The sequence below is a fragment of the Testudinibacter crocodili genome, from assembly GCF_006228025.1.
Classification (GTDB): Bacteria; Pseudomonadota; Gammaproteobacteria; order Enterobacterales; family Pasteurellaceae; genus Chelonobacter.
Genome location: NZ_VDHF01000090.1, coordinates 1 through 16,605 on the forward strand (window position 1 = coordinate 1; position 16,605 = coordinate 16,605).

The window sequence follows — 16,605 nt, forward strand, 5'->3', positions numbered from 1 at the left end:
TGAATAACTCATAAAAAAATCTCCATTTAGATTGAAAATCAACTCAGATAACTCTGCATTTTGTCAGTGCATAATGCCTGAATTGAAAAGATAAAACTGCGAGTTTGATCACAAATATTCACAATATATGTTATTTATTGTTAAATTTAGCGCTGTTTAAAATCAATATTTGAGTTATTTACATATAAAGTGTTATTATTTCACTAAAATTCACAATAAATTTAAGGGATTAGCCATGATTCCGGCAGAAAGACAAAAACGCATTCTGATGTTGCTGAGCGAACACGATCTGATCAGCATTGCCGAATTGGTTGAGATTATGCAGGTGTCGCATATGACCGTGCGGCGTGATATTCAGAAACTGGAAGAGCAAGGCAAAGTGGTATCGGTGTCCGGCGGCGTGCAGTTGCTGCAACGCCTGTTCAGCGAGCCGACACATGATGATAAATCCTTGCTGTTTCAAAGCCAAAAACAAGCCATCGGTGCCACCGCCGCCCAGTTGATCGCCAACAGTAAAACGGTGTATTTAGACGCCGGCACCACCACGTTGGAAATCGCCCACCATATCGCCAAACGTAGTGATTTATTGGTGATCACCAATGATTTTGTGATCGCCAATTTCTTGATTAAAGAAGGCAGCGGCGAATTGATTCATACCGGTGGCTACGTCTGTAAAGACAACTACTCCTCAGTTGGCGAGCTGTCAGCACAATTTTTACGCAATATTTCGATTGATGTCGCCTTTGTTTCCACCTCCTCCTGGAATTTAAAGGGTCTAACCACCCCAGATGAGAAAAAACTGGCGGTGAAACGTGCGATTGTCGAATCGAGCAAAAAAAATGTGTTGGTTACCGACTCGTCAAAATACGGCAAAGTTGCCACCTTCTGGATTTACGGTTTAGACGTATTTGACACCATTGTGACCGATAAAGATTTACTGGAAAGCGTGCAAAAAAATATTCAAAATCTGAATATTGAGCTGATGTTGGCATAAAAAATCGCTATCGGTTTTGCTGCCGATAGCGATGCTGACCGCACTTTGAATCTTCTATCAACTACCGATCAGACGATACAACTCGGTATCTTTGCGATCCAGATAGTGGAACGATTGAATACGGCGAATAGTGCGTGAGCGGCCGCGGATCAACAAGGTTTCGGTGGTGGCGAGGTTGCCTTTGCGGTGAATGCCTTTCAGCAAATCGCCGTTGGTGATGCCGGTGGCGGAAAAAATCAGATTATCGTCACGTACAATCTCTTCCAGTTGCAACACTTTGTTGACTTCCACTCCCATTTGCTGGCAACGGGCGATCTCTTGTGCGGCAATGGCACGATTTTCTTCACTGTCGCCTTTCACTTGATTGCGTGGCAGCAACCGCACTTGCATTTCACCACCTAAGGCACGAATTGCCGCCCCGGCGACCACGCCTTCCGGCGCACCACCGATGGCATACAGCATATCCACGTTATTATCCGGCAAGCAGCATAAAATTGAAGCCGCCACATCACCGTCAGGAATAGCTAATACTTTGACGCCCAGTTGCTGCATTTTGGCAATAGTTTCTTGGTGTCGGGGTTTGTCGAGGGTGATCACGGTCAATTGCGACAGCAGTTTGCCGAGCTTGGAGGCTACCCGGCGCAGGTTTTGTTCCAATGGCAGGTTGAGATCGATCATGCCTTTGACTTCCGGTCCGACCACCAGTTTTTCCATATACATATCCGGTGCTTGCAGGAAAGTATCCGGCCCACCGGCAGCGAGTACAGACAGCGCATTGGCTTGCCCCATCGCAGTCATACGAGTGCCTTCAATCGGGTCAACGGCAATCGTAATACTATCACCGCTGCCATTGCCGACTTTTTCGCCGATATACAACATCGGCGCTTCGTCAATTTCGCCTTCGCCGATTACAATTTGTCCGTCAATATCAATTTGATTCAGCATGATGCGCATGGCTTTGACTGCCGCTTCGTCGGCGGCATCTTTGTTGCCGCGTCCTAACCAGGCAAATCCGGCAAGGGCGGCGGCTTCGGTAACGCGGGAAAATTCGATTGCAAGGGCTCTTTTCATTTTGTGTGACCTATTCATTTGAGGTTGAAGGAGAATGAGTTAGCGAACGATGGATTGGCTATCCACACAAAGCCGTAGTTTAGCACAGTATTGCAACTGATGGCGCAAAGCCGTAAAAAAATTGACCGCACTTTTCAATTTCTATGTGAAATCTGCGGCTAACTAGGCTAGAATGAGGTTTATTTTCTGTAGAACTATTATTTATTGAGGATTGATGATTATGTCTTTTGAGCTGCTCGAACAACTAGATGAAAAAATTAAACAAGCCGTTGAAACCATTCAATTACAACAATTGGAGATTGAAGAGTTGAAAGGCAAACATGAACAGGTTCAAAATGAGCTGAACCATTTGCGCGGTGAGCGCGATGCGTTGGCTGGCGAAAATGATCACTTGAAAAACGAACATAACAATTGGCAAGAAAGATTGCGTTCGCTATTGGGTAAAATCGATAACGTGTAACACTTTTTTGACATTGCCGTTTTAAGAACCGAGTGCAGACCGCACTCGGTTTTTTTATTTTCCGATGTTTCTATTGTCCGCCATCAACTCCATTACGAGCATTTATTTAATTTTATAAAATAATGTGATCTATCCCCTGCTTTTCAACTTTTCCGATTGAATCTTAACAAAGCTTGTGACAGTCTTAAGTTATAGGCAGATTAGCTGTGCTAAGTATAAAAAAGGATAATATAACGTTATATTTTTTGCTTAAATGTTAAATTCATTTGAATTTTTTTCTCAACCTTGAATATAACGATTTGGTCAGTCAAATAATCGAAATGGAGATAAATATGAGTGTTTTGGCAAATTCAGCGACAGTGGATAGGGCAACGATAGAAGCACTATTGGGCGGCAGACATTCGGATCCGTTTGCGGTGTTAGGAATGCACGAAACCGACAATGGGGTAGAAGTGCGGGTGCTGATGCCGGATGCCTCAAAAGTTTTGATTATTGATAAAGAGAGCCAGCAAGAAGTGGCAGAAATGACTTGCTTGCATGAAGATGGCTTTTTTAGCGCCGTGATGGCAGATAAGCATGATTTTTTTAATTATCAACTCAATGTGTTTTGGGGCCATGAAAACCAAATTTTAGAAGATCCTTACCGTTTCCGCCCGATTTTGTCAGACTTAGACAACTGGTTGCTGGCAGAAGGCACGCATTACCGCCCTTATGAAAAACTAGGCGCTCATTTCACCGAAATTGATGGCGTAGCAGGGGTAAACTTTGTGTTGTGGGCGCCAAATGCCAAGCGGGTCTCAGTGGTCGGGGATTTTAACTTCTGGGACGGACGCCGCCACCCGATGCGCTTCCACCCGGAAAACGGCTTATGGGAAATTTTTATTCCGAAAGTCACCTTAGGCAGCCTGTATAAATATGAACTGTTAGACGCCAATGATACCCTGCGCCTAAAAGCCGATCCTTATGCGTTTGCTTCACAATTGCGTCCGGATACAGCTTCACAAGTCAGTGCGCTGCCGGATATGGTTGAAATGACCGAAGCCCGCAAACGAGCCAATGACTTTGAAGCGCCAATCTCGATTTATGAAGTTCATTTGGGTTCATGGCGGCGTAACCTGGAAAATAATTTCTGGCTAAATTATGACGAAATTGCTGAACAACTGATTCCTTATGTCAAAGAGATGGGTTTTACTCATATCGAATTGATGCCGATTAATGAATTTCCGTTCGATGGATCGTGGGGTTACCAGCCGCTGGGATTATATTCACCGACCAGCCGTTTCGGCAATCCGCAACAACTGCGCAACTTTATTCAAAAAGCGCACGATGCCGGCATTAATGTGATTCTGGACTGGGTGCCGGGTCACTTCCCAAACGATACGCACGGTTTGGCGTATTTTGACGGCACCGCACTTTATGAGCACGCTGATCCGCGTGAAGGCTTCCATCAAGATTGGAATACCCTGATTTATAACTATGGCCGTAATGAAGTCAAAAACTTTTTGGCGGGTAACGGACTGTATTGGTTAGAACGTTTTGGCATCGATGCTCTGCGGGTTGATGCAGTAGCCTCGATGATTTATCGCGACTATAGCCGCAAAGAGGGCGAATGGATCCCGAATCAATACGGTGGTCGTGAAAATCTGGAAGCGATTGAATTTTTGAAGCACACCAACTACATCATCGGCAATGAGATGGACGGCTGTATGGCGATCGCCGAAGAGTCGACAGCGTTTCCGGGCATCACCAACCCACCGGAAATGGGCGGTTTGGGCTTTCATTACAAATGGAATATGGGCTGGATGAACGACACCCTATCATACATGAAGCTGGATCCGGTATATCGTCAACACCACCATAACCAATTGACTTTCGGCATGCTATACAACTACACCGAAAACTTTATTTTACCGCTCTCACACGATGAAGTGGTGCACGGCAAAGGTTCGTTGTTGGATAAAATGCCAGGCGATGCATGGCAAAAATTTGCTAACTTGCGCGCGTATTATGGCTATATGTGGGGACATCCGGGCAAAAAACTGCTGTTTATGGGCTCAGAGTTTGCGCAAGGTCGTGAATGGGATTATCAAGAAAGTTTGGACTGGTTCTTGTTGGATGACAAACACGGCGGCGGTTGGCATCGTGGCGTACAAAATCTGGTGAAGGATTTAAACCACGTTTACCAGCAAACTCCGGCGTTGTACCAATTAGATTTTGATCCACAAGGTTTTGAGTGGCTAGTGGTTGATGATTATCAAAATTCGATTTTTGCCTTTGCCCGGAAAGATCGCTACGGCAATGAAGTGGTTGTGGTCAGTAATTTCACGCCAGTAGCGCGCGAGAATTACCGCATCGGTGTCAATCATGCTGGCGCTTATCAGGAGATATTGAACACTGATTCGGAATATTATCACGGCTCGAATGTCGGTAATGCAGAGATTATCCTGACTGAGGAGATTGCCAGCCATAACAAATCGCAATCGCTTTCACTGACGATTCCGCCATTGGCGACAATTTATCTACAATATCAAAAATAAAAGCAGTGAATTGTTTTCGGGAAAAAGGTTGTTGGCAGCATGATTGGTAGAGTAAGAAACGGAATGGCGCAGCCGCTGGGCGCTTCAATCCAAGAAATTGAGGGACAGCGCGGCGTGAATTTTGCGGTGTTTTCCGAGCATGCCGCAATGATAGAGTTGTGCCTGTTTTCTTATCGTGGCAAAGAACATCGTTTTAAAATGATCAAAGGACAAGATCATATTTGGTCACTCTGGTTGGCAGGGGTTGAAACCGGTATTAAATATGGTTTTCGTGCTTACGGAGAAGACAAACCGCAGCAAGGCATTAGCTTTAATCCACAAAAAGTGATGTTGGATCCTTATGCCAAAGCGGTGGACAGCAAGCCCTGCTATCAAACCGATAAACAATTGATGTTGTTTGATTTTGCCAATGAGTTGGATAATCATGAAGTTGCACCAAAAGCAGTCGTCATCGCCGATGACTTCGATTGGCAAGGTGACCAATCTCCTGATTACCCTTGGGCACAAACCATTATTTACGAACTGCACGTGAAAGGCTTCAGCCAACTGAATCCGAACATTCCGCCGGAATTGCGTGGCAGTTATGCCGGCTTAGCACACCCGGCTTCAGTGAACTATCTGAAAAAACTCGGCGTGACCGCACTTGAGCTGATGCCGGTGGCATTTCATGCCGATGAACTGCATTTGCAACGTCGCGGTTTATCCAATTATTGGGGTTATAATTTATTGGCGCCGTTTGCGGTGGACAATCGCTATTGGTCCGGGCGCAAAGGCACCACGCCGGAAAGCGAATTTAAGCAGATGGTAAAAACCCTGCATCAAGCCGGATTTGAAGTGATTTTAGATGTGGTATTCAACCATACCGCCGATTCTGATTGGTGGCAGCCAACGCTTAGCCAGCGCGGTTTAGACAATGCCAATTACTACTGGCTGACCGAAAACGGCGAATACCATAATTGGAGCGGCTGTGGCAATGCCTTGAACCTGACCAAACCGAATACCTTGCAATGGGTGCATGATTGCCTGCGCTACTGGGTGGACACGTTTCATGTAGACGGTTTCCGTTTCGATCTGGCAACAATTATCGGACGTGAGCCGGAATTTAACCGATATGCTGCGATTTTTGAACGGATTGCCAATGACCCGGTTTTAAAAGATAAAAAATATATTGCCGAACCGTGGGATATTGGTTGGGGCGGTTACCAATTAGGCAATTTTCCCGATTATTTTGCTGAATGGAATGATCGTTTCCGTGACGATATGCGCCGTTTTTGGCTGCACAATCAAGGTAACATGGGGTTGTTCGCACAACGGTTCAGCGCCTCAGCGGATATTTTTCAGCACGATCAAAAACGTCCTAGCGCCTCAATCAATTACATCTGTTCCCATGATGGGTTTACGCTGCATGACTTGGTGACTTATCAACAAAAACACAACTGGGCTAACGGCGAAGAGAATCGTGACGGGCATGGTGAAAGTTATAACAATAACTTTGGTCTTGAGGGTGAAACTGAGCAAGCCGATATTTTACAACAGCGCCAAGCCGCAAAACGGGCGCTGCTTGCGACCGCACTTTTAGCCAACGGTACACCGATGTTGCTGGCAGGTGACGAGTTTGGGCATAGTCAGCAAGGCAATAACAACGCTTATTGCCAAGATAATGAGATCACTTGGATAGATTGGAGCCAACAAGATCAACAGCTATTGGCTTACAGCCAGGCAATTATCCAAATACGCAAACAGATTACCGCACTTTGTGGACACAATGACTGGTGGAATGACAATGATGTGCAATGGCTGAACCAAGCGGGACAGGCGATGAGCATTGCTGATTGGGAAGATGACGGTAGTATCGGATTCCAGATTCGGCTTGACGACAAATGGTTATTCATCATCAATCGCAGCACACAACAGCAGCATTTTAACTTGCCGGAGGGGAAATGGCATACAATCCCACCGCAAACAATCACAGTAAAGGGGAATAATCTGAAGGTTAGCACTGTTGGCCTTTATATTTTATATCGGTAAATCAAGTCGTATTACCAAATTGTTATGGTGTTTTATTGGATCTTAAACTAGGGGAAAACGAATATGGACGAAATTTTGAAAAACTCACCAAGCATGTTGCGTATCACGGATGATACTTTAGTGTTGATTTTAGCCGGTGGACGAGGCTCACGTTTGTACGAACTCACAGATAAGCGTGCAAAACCAGCGGTTTATTTCGGAGGCTCTTGCCGTATTATTGATTTCGCTCTATCAAATTGTATCAATTCCAATTTGAATCGTATCGGGGTCGTCACCCAATATATGGCGCACTCGCTGCTACGTCACCTACAGCACAGTTGGTCATTCCTGCCGCGTGAACGCAATGAATTTGTCGATATGCTACCGGCACGTCAACAGCTGGACGACAGCACTTGGTATCGCGGCACTGCCGATGCGGTGTACCAAAACTGCGATATTATGAAAAGCCATTACAAACCGAAATATGTTCTGATTCTGGCAGGGGATCATATTTATAAAATGAATTATGCCCAAATGCTGCTGGATCATGTCTCCAGCGGTGCAAAATGTACGGTTGGCTGTATCGAGGTGGAAAAAGAAAAAGCCTCTGAATTCGGTGTGATGGGTGTGAATGAAAATCTGCAAGTGACCGATTTTATCGAGAAACCAAAGAATCCACCAACGATGCAAGGCAAACCAGATACCTGCTTGGCGTCGATGGGAATTTATGTGTTTGATGCAGATTATCTGTATAGCATTTTGGATCAAGAATTTGCCAAACCTGACTCCAACCATGATTTCGGCAAAGATATTATTCCACAAGCGTTAAAAGAAGGCGTTTTATATGCCCACCCGTTCAGTCGCTCTTGCATGGGGCGCAACCCACAGGGTGAAATTTATTGGCGTGATGTCGGCACCATTGATGCGTTGTGGGAAGCCAATATTGATTTGGTCACCGAACATCCACAATTGGATATTTTCGACCAACGCTGGCCGATTCGTTCTACCCCTAAACAGACCTTCCCGTCCAAATTTTTCTATAAGCATCTGCGTAAAACCAGAGCGTTGGACAACTCCTTAGTTGGCGGCGGCTGTATTATTACTGACGCAATTATCAGTAATTCAGTGTTATTTGATCATGTCGTAGCAAAAGAGGGATCACAAGTAGAATTCTCGGTGATTTTGCCGGAAGTCACTATCGGAAAAAATGTGGTGATCAAGCGTGCCATTATTGACCGCCATTGTAATATTCCTGACGGTATGGAGATCGGCGTTGATTTAGAGCTTGATGCAAGACGGTTCCGAGTCAGCAAAGGTGGTGTGGTTTTAGTGACCTCAAAAATGTTGGGAAAACTAAAACAGGAAACAGAACAACAAGCTAAAAAAGCTTATAAAGCAGAACCATAGTCACACATCATCGTCTCTGCTTTTTCAAATGCGGAGACGATGTTTTATTTCAGCAAAAATCAGGTGGAAATCCTATGAATGTTTTACACGTTTGCTCAGAGCTGTATCCTTTATTAAAAACCGGCGGTCTGGCAGATGTCACCGGCGCGTTACCCTTTGCCCAACAACAAAACGGTGACAACGTCCGAATTTTAATCCCAGCATTTCCGGCGATCACGGCGAGTTTACCGGAATCAGGTGTGGTAGGGACTTTTGAGACTTTTGCCGGTCAAGCCACATTACGCTATAGCGAGTATCAAGGTTTGGGCGTTTATTTGATCGACGCACCGCACTTGTATCAACGCGAAGGCAATCCTTACCACGATCAATCCTATCATGATTATGCCGACAACTATCTGCGTTTTGCCTTGCTAGCATGGTTTGGAGCCGAGCTGGGTGATAATCTGGACAGTTGGTGGAAAGCCGATGTCGTGCATGCTCACGACTGGCATGCCGGCTTGGCTTGTGCCTACTTACATGCCAAAGGTCGCCCGGCAAAATCGGTATTCACCATCCATAATTTAGCCTATCAAGGACAATTTGATTCTCGCCATATGGCAGAAATCGCGCTACCACCGGAAATGTTTAACGTGAACGGAGTCGAGTTAAACGGGCAAATTTCCTATTTGAAAGCTGGATTGTATTATGCGGATCATGTTACCGCCGTCAGTCCGACTTATGCTCAAGAAATTACCACACCGGAATATGCTTATGGCCTACAAGGGTTGCTGACCACCTTACAGCAACAAAACAAATTGAGCGGCGTGTTAAACGGTGTAGACTACCAAATTTGGAATCCTGAGCTGGACAGTCATCTGCCGGAGCATTATAAATTAAAAGGCATGAGCGGCAAGGCAAAATGTAAAGCCGAGCTGCAACAAGCATTCAACTTGCCGCAGGATAAAAATGCGCTGTTGTTTGTGATGGTCACTCGCTTGACTGCACAAAAGGGCGTAGATTTGCTGTTACAGGCACTGCCGCGAATCTTAAAAGACGGGGTGCAATTTATTTTATTGGGTTCCGGCGACAAAGAATACGAACAGGCATTTTCGCAATTAGAACTGCAATACCCACAGCAAGTCAGTGTGGATATTGGTTATAACGAAAAGTTGTCTCACTTAATTATTGCCGGCGGTGATGTGATTTTAGTACCGAGCCGTTTTGAACCTTGTGGCTTAACCCAATTATATGGGTTAAAATATGGCACTTTACCGTTAGTGAGATCGACCGGCGGGTTAGCCGATACCGTGGTTGATTGCAGCAAAGAGAATCTAAAAAGCCGGCGGGCAACCGGTTTTGTTTTTAATGATGCAAATGTCGAGCAACTGGTGACTGCGTTTGAACAGGCACAAGCACTATGGCACGCCAAACCACAATGGTATAAAGTTCGTATCAATGCCATGGAGGCCGATTTCAGCTGGCATTTAGCAGCTGAAAAATATTCAGTTATCTATCAGAATTTGTTTAACTGACACGATTTATTCAATTTTAATGAAGGATATTTGACCTAATGAGCAATACCATTTTACACCATTCCCCTCTGTCTAGTGCTGAAGGTGTTAAAAACGCAATTGTACAAAAATTAATCTTTTCTATTGGCCGCGATCCCGGCGTTGCCAGCCAACGTGACTGGTTGAACGCCACTTTATTGGCGGTTCGTGATTTGGTTTCAGAAGGTTGGCTGAAAACACAGCGTGCCACCCAATCACAAAACTGCCGCCGAGTATATTATCTCTCAATGGAATTTTTAATGGGGCGTACCCTATCCAATGCGATGTTAGCCGAAGGCGTTTACGATGTGGTGCGCGAAGCGTTGGAACAATTAGGCCTGAATTTAGAAGACGTGATTGAAAAAGAAGTTGATCCCGGCTTAGGCAACGGTGGATTAGGTCGTTTAGCCGCCTGTTTCCTTGATTCGATTGCGACCCTAAATTATCCCGGCATGGGTTATGGTATCCGTTATGAATACGGTATGTTCCGCCAAAAAATCGTCGATGGCCAACAAGTAGAACGTCCAGACGCTTGGCTAGAAAAAGGAGTACCTTGGGAATTTATTCGTCCGACCAAACGCTATAAAGTTGAATTCGGTGGACGCATCTATTTTGAAGGCGACAAATGCCATTGGGTAGATACCTCACAAATCGTTGCCTTGGGCTATGATCAAATTATTCCAGGTTATGAAACCAATATGGCAAATAGCCTGCGCTTATGGTCAGCCCATGCTGGTGACGTATTTGATTTAACCAAGTTTAACCGCGGTGACTATTTTGCCGCAATGGAACGCCAGAACAGTTCTGAAAACGTCTCACGCGTGTTATATCCGGATGATTCAACCTACGCTGGGCGTGAATTGCGTTTACGCCAGGAATACTTTTTGGTTTCCGCTTCCCTGCAAGACATCCTAAACCGCCACCGATGGGAGCACAAAACGCTAACCAATCTTGCTGATAAAGTGGCGATTCACTTAAATGATACACACCCGGTATTGGCGATTCCGGAATTAATGCGTATTCTGATTGATAAAGAAGAGTTTAGTTGGAAATCTGCGTGGGAGATCACTTGCAAAGTCTTCTCTTACACCAATCACACCTTGATGAGTGAAGCGTTGGAAACTTGGCCGGTTGATATGATGGGCGCTATTTTACCACGCCATTTACAGATTATTTTAGAGATTAATGAGCACTTCCTAGAGAGCATCAAATCTTATACCGAAAAAGATCCGGATTTAATTCGCCGAGTTTCATTAATCGACGAAAACGACGGGCGTAAAGTACGGATGGCATGGCTAGCCGTGGTCGCTTCACACAAAATCAACGGCGTAGCAAAACTGCACTCTGATTTGATGGTGAAATCTATTTTTGCCGATTTTGCTAAAATTTACCCGGAACGTTTCTGCAATATGACCAACGGAATTACTCCACGTCGCTGGATCGGTGTTGCCAATCCGGGTTTGTCTGCGGTAATCGACAAATATATCGGTAAATCTTGGCGTAAAGATCTGAGTGATTTAGAGCAACTGAAACAATATGCGGATTTCCCGAAATTTATGCAGGAAGTGCGTGAAGTGAAAAAAGCCAATAAAGTCAAATTGGCAAACTATATCGCACACAACTTAAATATTGTGGTCAACCCTGATGCACTGTTTGATGTACAAATCAAACGAATTCACGAATATAAACGTCAGCATTTGAACTTGCTGCATATTATCGCCCGTTATAATGAAATTCTGCGTAATCCGGAAAAAGACTGGACACCACGGGTGTTCATCATTGCCGGTAAAGCAGCATCTGCTTATTATGCGGCAAAACAGATTATCCGCCTGATCAATGATGTTGCCAAAGTGATCAACAATGATATGCGAGTGCACGACAAACTGAAGCTGGTTTTCATTCCGAATTACAGCGTCAGCTTGGCGCAATTGATTATTCCTGCTGCCGATGTTTCTGAACAGATTTCGCTGGCAGGTACTGAAGCTTCCGGCACCAGCAACATGAAATTTGCCTTGAACGGTGCGTTAACCGTCGGTACTCTCGATGGCGCCAATGTCGAGATTTTGCAAAATGTCGGTGAAGGCAATATTTTCATCTTCGGCAATACGGTAGAACAAGTGGAAGCACTGCGTCACAAAGGCTACCAACCGTCAGCCTATTATGAAAATGATCCGCAATTGCGTGAAGCCTTGCAACAAATCACCAGCGGTGCATTCAGTCCGGAAGAGCCGGGGCGCTACCAATCATTTTCACCACTGAGTGATTACTATCAAGCCTTCGCAGATTTCCGCAGCTATGTTGAAGCGCAGCGGGAGATTGACAAAGTGTATAAAGATCAAAATCTTTGGGTTGCTAAAGCAATTCAAAATATTGTCAATATGAGTTATTTCTCCTCTGACCGTACCATCAAAGAATATGCTGATCAGATCTGGCATTTACAGCCGGTAAAACTGTAATCTTGTTCGAGTAAAAACGCCCCGTTATGGCAGAATAACGGGGCGTTTTTGCAGGGAAGCATTATATGCGTTAACTTATTTGCGCTGATAGTGCGCAGTAAATGAGGCTTTATCAATAGTGTGTGCATTAACCAAAAACCCGCCAAGTGCGGTGGTGGTGTCTTTGTCTACAGCCAGCTTTTCGGTATTCAGCGCATGCACGGTGAAAATATAGCGGTGAGCATCATCTCCTTGCGGTGGGCAAACGCCGCCCCAACCATGATAACCATAGTCAGTTCTTAATTGAAATGCACCTTGCGGCAAATTCGATTGATCAGCAGCACCCGCATTGGCGGCTAAATGGCTGACTGTTACCGGAATATTGACTACATACCAGTGCCAAAAGCCGGAACCCGTCGGCGCATCGGGATCATACACCGATACTGCAAAACTTTTCGTCCCTGCCGGGGCATTTTTCCAGTGCAGTTCCGGTGATTGATTATCACCACTACAACCAAAACCGTTAAATTCAAAATCAGCCGGAATGCTGCTATTCGCTTGAATTTGCGGACTGCTGAGTTGGAAACTGTTATCGGCTTGGGCGCTAGCGGCAACCGCACTGACGACTAATGTTGAAGCTAATTGAGATATTTTCATTTTAAAATCCTTATAAACGTGAAGTAAGGACGCTATTTTGCAGCAATGCAGCCAAAGCCACTATCCGTTTTAGTGCAATATTTAGCTGTATTCAGTCATTTTATCGGTTTTGATCATCGACGGTAAAAGATCAAAGCGTTTTTTAAACGCAGCACTGAAGCGACTTTGTGAATGATAGCCGCATAACTGGGCGATGTCGGCAAGATTTTTTGAGGTGCTGAGAATCAATGAAAGTGCGGTATCCAAGCGTAAATCTTGCAACCATTGCCGAAAATGCGTACCTTCACGCAGCAAGCGACGTTTCAGTGTACTTTCACTAATGTGAAAAGTAGCCGCAATCTCGCTTAAACGCCATGATTTTGCCAAATCGTTTTCCACCAGATACTGCATTTTTTCGGTCCAACTGAGATTTTGGGGTAACGGAAAATAGATGTCTAATTCAGATAATTGCAGCAATAGCTCCAACGTACGGTGCTGTTTAACTTGATCACTAAGATGCGGATCTTGCAGGCTGAGCCATGTTCGCTGAAAACACTCAAATAAGATTTTTGAATGGCAGCTGATACAATCTTGGGTTTTAATGGGTTTGATCTGTGGATAATAGCGATAAAACAGTTGCAAAGTATCCGGCGATAAATTGATGATATGTGAACAGTAATGGCCTTTGCCCAAAGTATTGTTAAAAATGTCCCAGTGGCTGTCTTTTTGCAGGATAAACAGCTCGTTTTCCATCACATCGTGCGACGATTGATTGCGCAAGAAGGTTTTGCGACCGCGCTTTATCAACCCAATCATCGGATAACGAATATGTACATGCCGCATTTTGTGATCTTTATCAGCAGCCAATTGTCGGGCATTACTGAAGCTGATGGCTGATATCATCATGTTATCTTGCTCCGTTTGTTCCTCAAGTCTACAGCAATTTAACCAAACGATTTAAATCACTCTGAATTGCACCGGCAGTCATTGCCGGGCCGGAGCTGGGACCGTGAATCACCAACGGTTTATCCCGATACCACAGGCTACGAATCAAATAGCGGTTCTCGCCGGGTAAGGTTTGGCTTATCGGATCATCCGGTTCCAGCTGCTCTAAGCACACGCTGGACTGCCCGTTAGCATTAAAACGGGCGACATAACGCAGCGCCATACCGTCTTCATGTGCGTCCTGATAGCGTTGTTGCAAGCGCTGACTGAGCGGCTCCAAGCGTTCAAAAAATTCACTTAGCGAAAATTGTTCTGCATCTGCGTCCAATAACGATTCGACTTTAATCTGCTGCGGATCCAAATCATAACCGGCACTTCGCGCTGCAATCACCAGTTTCCGCATCGCATCGGTTCCGCTCAAATCTTCGCGCGGATTGCGTTCGCTTAAGCCCTGTTGCCACGCCTGTTCAATCAATTCCGGAAAACTGTAAATATGCTGCTCATATTGCGAAAACAACCACGTCATCGTGTCAGAAAATGTGCCTTCCACCGATAAAATCGTATCACCACTCTCGACCAAATCACGCAAAATCGTATTCAGCGGTAAGCCGCTGCCAATCGTAGCATTATAAAACCAGTAGCTGCCCGATTGGCTAAAGGCATTTTGCAAGGCATGAAATTCATTCAATGGAAAAGCTGCCGCGCGTTTATTGGCGCTGATCACATGGAAACCATGCTTGGCAAAATTCATATAATGTTTGGCAACTTCGTCGCTAGCGGTAATATCCAGCACCACCAACTCATCAAACGGATGCCCGCTCATCCAGTTGATCAGCTGCTGCGGCTGCAACTCTTGCGCCGACTGGGCAAATGCTTCGTCAATCGAACGCTGCTGCAACTGCGGAATCAGCCCTTGATAACTGAGCCAACCCTTGGTACTGGAGACCATACCAATCAGCGTGAAATTGAATTTGCTGCGTGCTGACAGCTCTTCACGGCGTTGGCGATAAAGCTCAATCCAAGTTTTGGCAATCGACCCGTTGCCCAACACCACCAAACCGATGCTTTTATGCGGTCGAAACAGGTCATCGTGCACATTGCGCAGCAACTCACGCCCAACTTTCTGCCGCAAAATGGCAACCACACTGATCTGTTCCAATGACTGCCAGATAAATTCGACCTGCTGTGTTTTCAACATTTGTAAGAAACGCATCATTTGCAATGAATTACGGCAAACGCCATAACCGACAATCGCCAACAGTGCCATATCGTAACGCACAAAAGAGGACTCGACGGTCAACGGCAGTTGTTTTAACTGAAGATAAATATTATCCAAATATTCAACTGGATAGGCGAGCTTTAACAGTCGCTGTGGTCGATCTAAATTGTGCGCCAGCGGCAGCAACTGTTGCTGTTCCAGCCATTGAAGTGCGGTTTGCTGCCATTCATCCAGTGATTGCGTCGGCGGAATCAGCAGCTCAATCAGTCCGATTTGGTTATGGTGGGTCACGATTTTGCCGTTTTCACTGGCGGTCAGGGCATGTTCAATTCGGGTAGAGCCATTTTCCGGCTGTAGACTGCTGCGCAGCAACAGGCTGAGTGAGTGGCTTTTGACCGGCTGCAAGGTTCTGGCGTGCAACACAGGCGCGGCTAAACGCGACAGCTCACTGGCTTCATCCAATCGCAAAAATGTTAATAAATTGGCATGATGAATTTGGTGCGGATCGGCGCTGTAAACACCGGCAACATCGCTCCAAATCGTCACTTTGCTCAGATCTGCCAGTGCTGCAATCTGGGTCGCGGAATAGTCTGAGCCGTTACGCCCCAACAAAACCGTTTCTTTTGCCCTATTTTGGCAGATAAAGCCGGTGATAATCAGGCGTTTGCCCTCGGCCTGCGCCAAGTGCGGTTGCAGTTTTCGACGGCTGGCGGCAAAATCAACCTGCGGCATGACCGCTCTTTCGGCATACATAAACAGTCGCGCATCTAAAAAGCAGCTCTCAATTCCCACTTGGTTGAGGTACGCACTGACCAATCTTGCAGTCCAAATTTCGCCATGTCCCACCACTTCAGCATAAATCGCTTCACTCAACGGCTTATCCAGCAACGAAGAGAGCGATAAAATATCTTCCAGAAACGGCTGCGAAACTGTTTCGGGGGCATTGAGCAGTTTGTTAGTTTGGGTTAGATATTGAAATTTGATTTTTTGCAATTGCTGGTTGGCGCTGACCGGATCGCTGCTTGAGAGCGTGACCCAACGAATCAGATTATCGGTCATATCCCCCATTGCCGAAACAACGATCAAATCCTGCTGTTGACTATATTTTTTGATTAATTGTGCGACATTACGGATACGCTCGGCATTAGCCAAACTGCTGCCGCCGAATTTGTGCATCTCTCTTGTCGGATTTGTTTTCATCACACGCTCCGTTAATCAGCCCGAACCAGGGGAAGTCTAAAGGGGGAAATATACGGCGCTCATTTTAACAGTTTTTTAGCACTATCAAAATTAAATGCCCGATTTTTTGGCAGTCTTGACGTCCAGATTGTTATTTCTGCATTTTTTGTTAAAATAGCCAAACTT

The 16,605-nt window shown here is 45.4% G+C and carries 11 protein-coding genes; 7 read left to right on the forward strand and 4 right to left on the reverse strand.

Annotation, left to right across the window (positions count from 1 at the left end; all coding sequences use genetic code 11):
- Positions 1–235: 235 nt before the first annotated feature.
- Positions 236–994 (forward strand): DeoR/GlpR family DNA-binding transcription regulator, encoded by a 759-nt coding sequence (locus FHQ23_RS09715; protein WP_139614148.1) that lies wholly within the window; start codon positions 236–238, stop codon positions 992–994.
- 57 nt (positions 995–1,051) lie between these two features.
- Here the strand turns inward: FHQ23_RS09715 and glpX are convergent, their stop codons facing one another.
- A complete protein-coding gene (gene glpX / locus FHQ23_RS09720; RefSeq protein ID WP_139614149.1) occupies positions 1,052–2,065 on the reverse strand; it encodes a class II fructose-bisphosphatase in 1,014 nt (337 codons plus the stop codon).
- Between the two features lie 220 nt (positions 2,066–2,285).
- On the opposite strand from glpX, the gene zapB reads away from it, so the two are divergent.
- From zapB to glgP, 6 genes are all read left to right on the forward strand, one after another.
- A complete protein-coding gene (zapB, locus tag FHQ23_RS09725) occupies positions 2,286–2,525 on the forward strand; it encodes a cell division protein ZapB (protein ID WP_084256318.1) in 240 nt (79 codons plus the stop codon).
- 332 nt (positions 2,526–2,857) lie between these two features.
- Positions 2,858–5,062, forward strand: coding sequence for a 1,4-alpha-glucan branching protein GlgB (gene glgB / locus FHQ23_RS09730; protein WP_139614150.1), 2,205 nt, complete (start codon positions 2,858–2,860; stop codon positions 5,060–5,062).
- 39 nt (positions 5,063–5,101) lie between these two features.
- Positions 5,102–7,090, forward strand: coding sequence for a glycogen debranching protein GlgX (glgX, locus tag FHQ23_RS09735; RefSeq protein WP_139614151.1), 1,989 nt, complete (start codon positions 5,102–5,104; stop codon positions 7,088–7,090).
- Positions 7,091–7,153: 63 nt separating this feature from the next.
- On the forward strand, positions 7,154–8,476 hold the full coding sequence (gene glgC / locus FHQ23_RS09740; RefSeq protein ID WP_139614152.1) for a glucose-1-phosphate adenylyltransferase: 1,323 nt from the start codon (positions 7,154–7,156) through the stop codon (positions 8,474–8,476).
- Positions 8,477–8,550: 74 nt separating this feature from the next.
- Positions 8,551–9,987, forward strand: a complete 1,437-nt coding sequence (gene glgA / locus FHQ23_RS09745; protein ID WP_139614153.1) for a glycogen synthase GlgA — start codon at positions 8,551–8,553, stop codon at positions 9,985–9,987.
- 38 nt (positions 9,988–10,025) lie between these two features.
- A complete protein-coding gene (gene glgP / locus FHQ23_RS09750) occupies positions 10,026–12,461 on the forward strand; it encodes a glycogen/starch/alpha-glucan family phosphorylase (RefSeq protein WP_139614154.1) in 2,436 nt (811 codons plus the stop codon).
- Between the two features lie 75 nt (positions 12,462–12,536).
- Here the strand turns inward: glgP and FHQ23_RS09755 are convergent, their stop codons facing one another.
- From FHQ23_RS09755 to metL, 3 genes are all read right to left on the reverse strand, one after another.
- Positions 12,537–13,097 carry a YbhB/YbcL family Raf kinase inhibitor-like protein gene (locus FHQ23_RS09755; RefSeq protein WP_139614155.1) on the reverse strand — a complete coding sequence of 187 codons (561 nt, stop codon included), beginning with the start codon at positions 13,095–13,097 and terminating at the stop codon, positions 12,537–12,539.
- An 81-nt stretch (positions 13,098–13,178) separates the two neighbouring features.
- Complete coding sequence (locus FHQ23_RS09760; protein ID WP_139614156.1) at positions 13,179–13,982, reverse strand: helix-turn-helix transcriptional regulator; 804 nt, start codon at positions 13,980–13,982, stop codon at positions 13,179–13,181.
- A gap of 28 nt (positions 13,983–14,010) precedes the next feature.
- A complete protein-coding gene (gene metL, locus FHQ23_RS09765; protein ID WP_139614157.1) occupies positions 14,011–16,440 on the reverse strand; it encodes a bifunctional aspartate kinase/homoserine dehydrogenase II in 2,430 nt (809 codons plus the stop codon).
- Positions 16,441–16,605 lie beyond the last annotated feature (165 nt).

What these genes read in the sequence shown, in the direction of transcription:
- zapB (WP_084256318.1), top strand. Translation starts at nt 2,286, where the DNA reads ATGTCTTTTGAGCTGCTCGAACAACTAGATGAAAAAATTAAACAAGCC.
- FHQ23_RS09715 (WP_139614148.1), top strand. Translation starts at nt 236, where the DNA reads ATGATTCCGGCAGAAAGACAAAAACGCATTCTGATGTTGCTGAGCGAA.
- glgA (WP_139614153.1), top strand. Translation starts at nt 8,551, where the DNA reads ATGAATGTTTTACACGTTTGCTCAGAGCTGTATCCTTTATTAAAAACC.
- FHQ23_RS09760 (WP_139614156.1), bottom strand. Translation starts at nt 13,982, where the DNA reads ATGATGATATCAGCCATCAGCTTCAGTAATGCCCGACAATTGGCTGCT.
- glgP (WP_139614154.1), top strand. Translation starts at nt 10,026, where the DNA reads ATGAGCAATACCATTTTACACCATTCCCCTCTGTCTAGTGCTGAAGGT.
- glgB (WP_139614150.1), top strand. Translation starts at nt 2,858, where the DNA reads ATGAGTGTTTTGGCAAATTCAGCGACAGTGGATAGGGCAACGATAGAA.
- FHQ23_RS09755 (WP_139614155.1), bottom strand. Translation starts at nt 13,097, where the DNA reads ATGAAAATATCTCAATTAGCTTCAACATTAGTCGTCAGTGCGGTTGCC.
- glgC (WP_139614152.1), top strand. Translation starts at nt 7,154, where the DNA reads ATGGACGAAATTTTGAAAAACTCACCAAGCATGTTGCGTATCACGGAT.
- glgX (WP_139614151.1), top strand. Translation starts at nt 5,102, where the DNA reads ATGATTGGTAGAGTAAGAAACGGAATGGCGCAGCCGCTGGGCGCTTCA.
- glpX (WP_139614149.1), bottom strand. Translation starts at nt 2,065, where the DNA reads ATGAAAAGAGCCCTTGCAATCGAATTTTCCCGCGTTACCGAAGCCGCC.
- metL (WP_139614157.1), bottom strand. Translation starts at nt 16,440, where the DNA reads ATGAAAACAAATCCGACAAGAGAGATGCACAAATTCGGCGGCAGCAGT.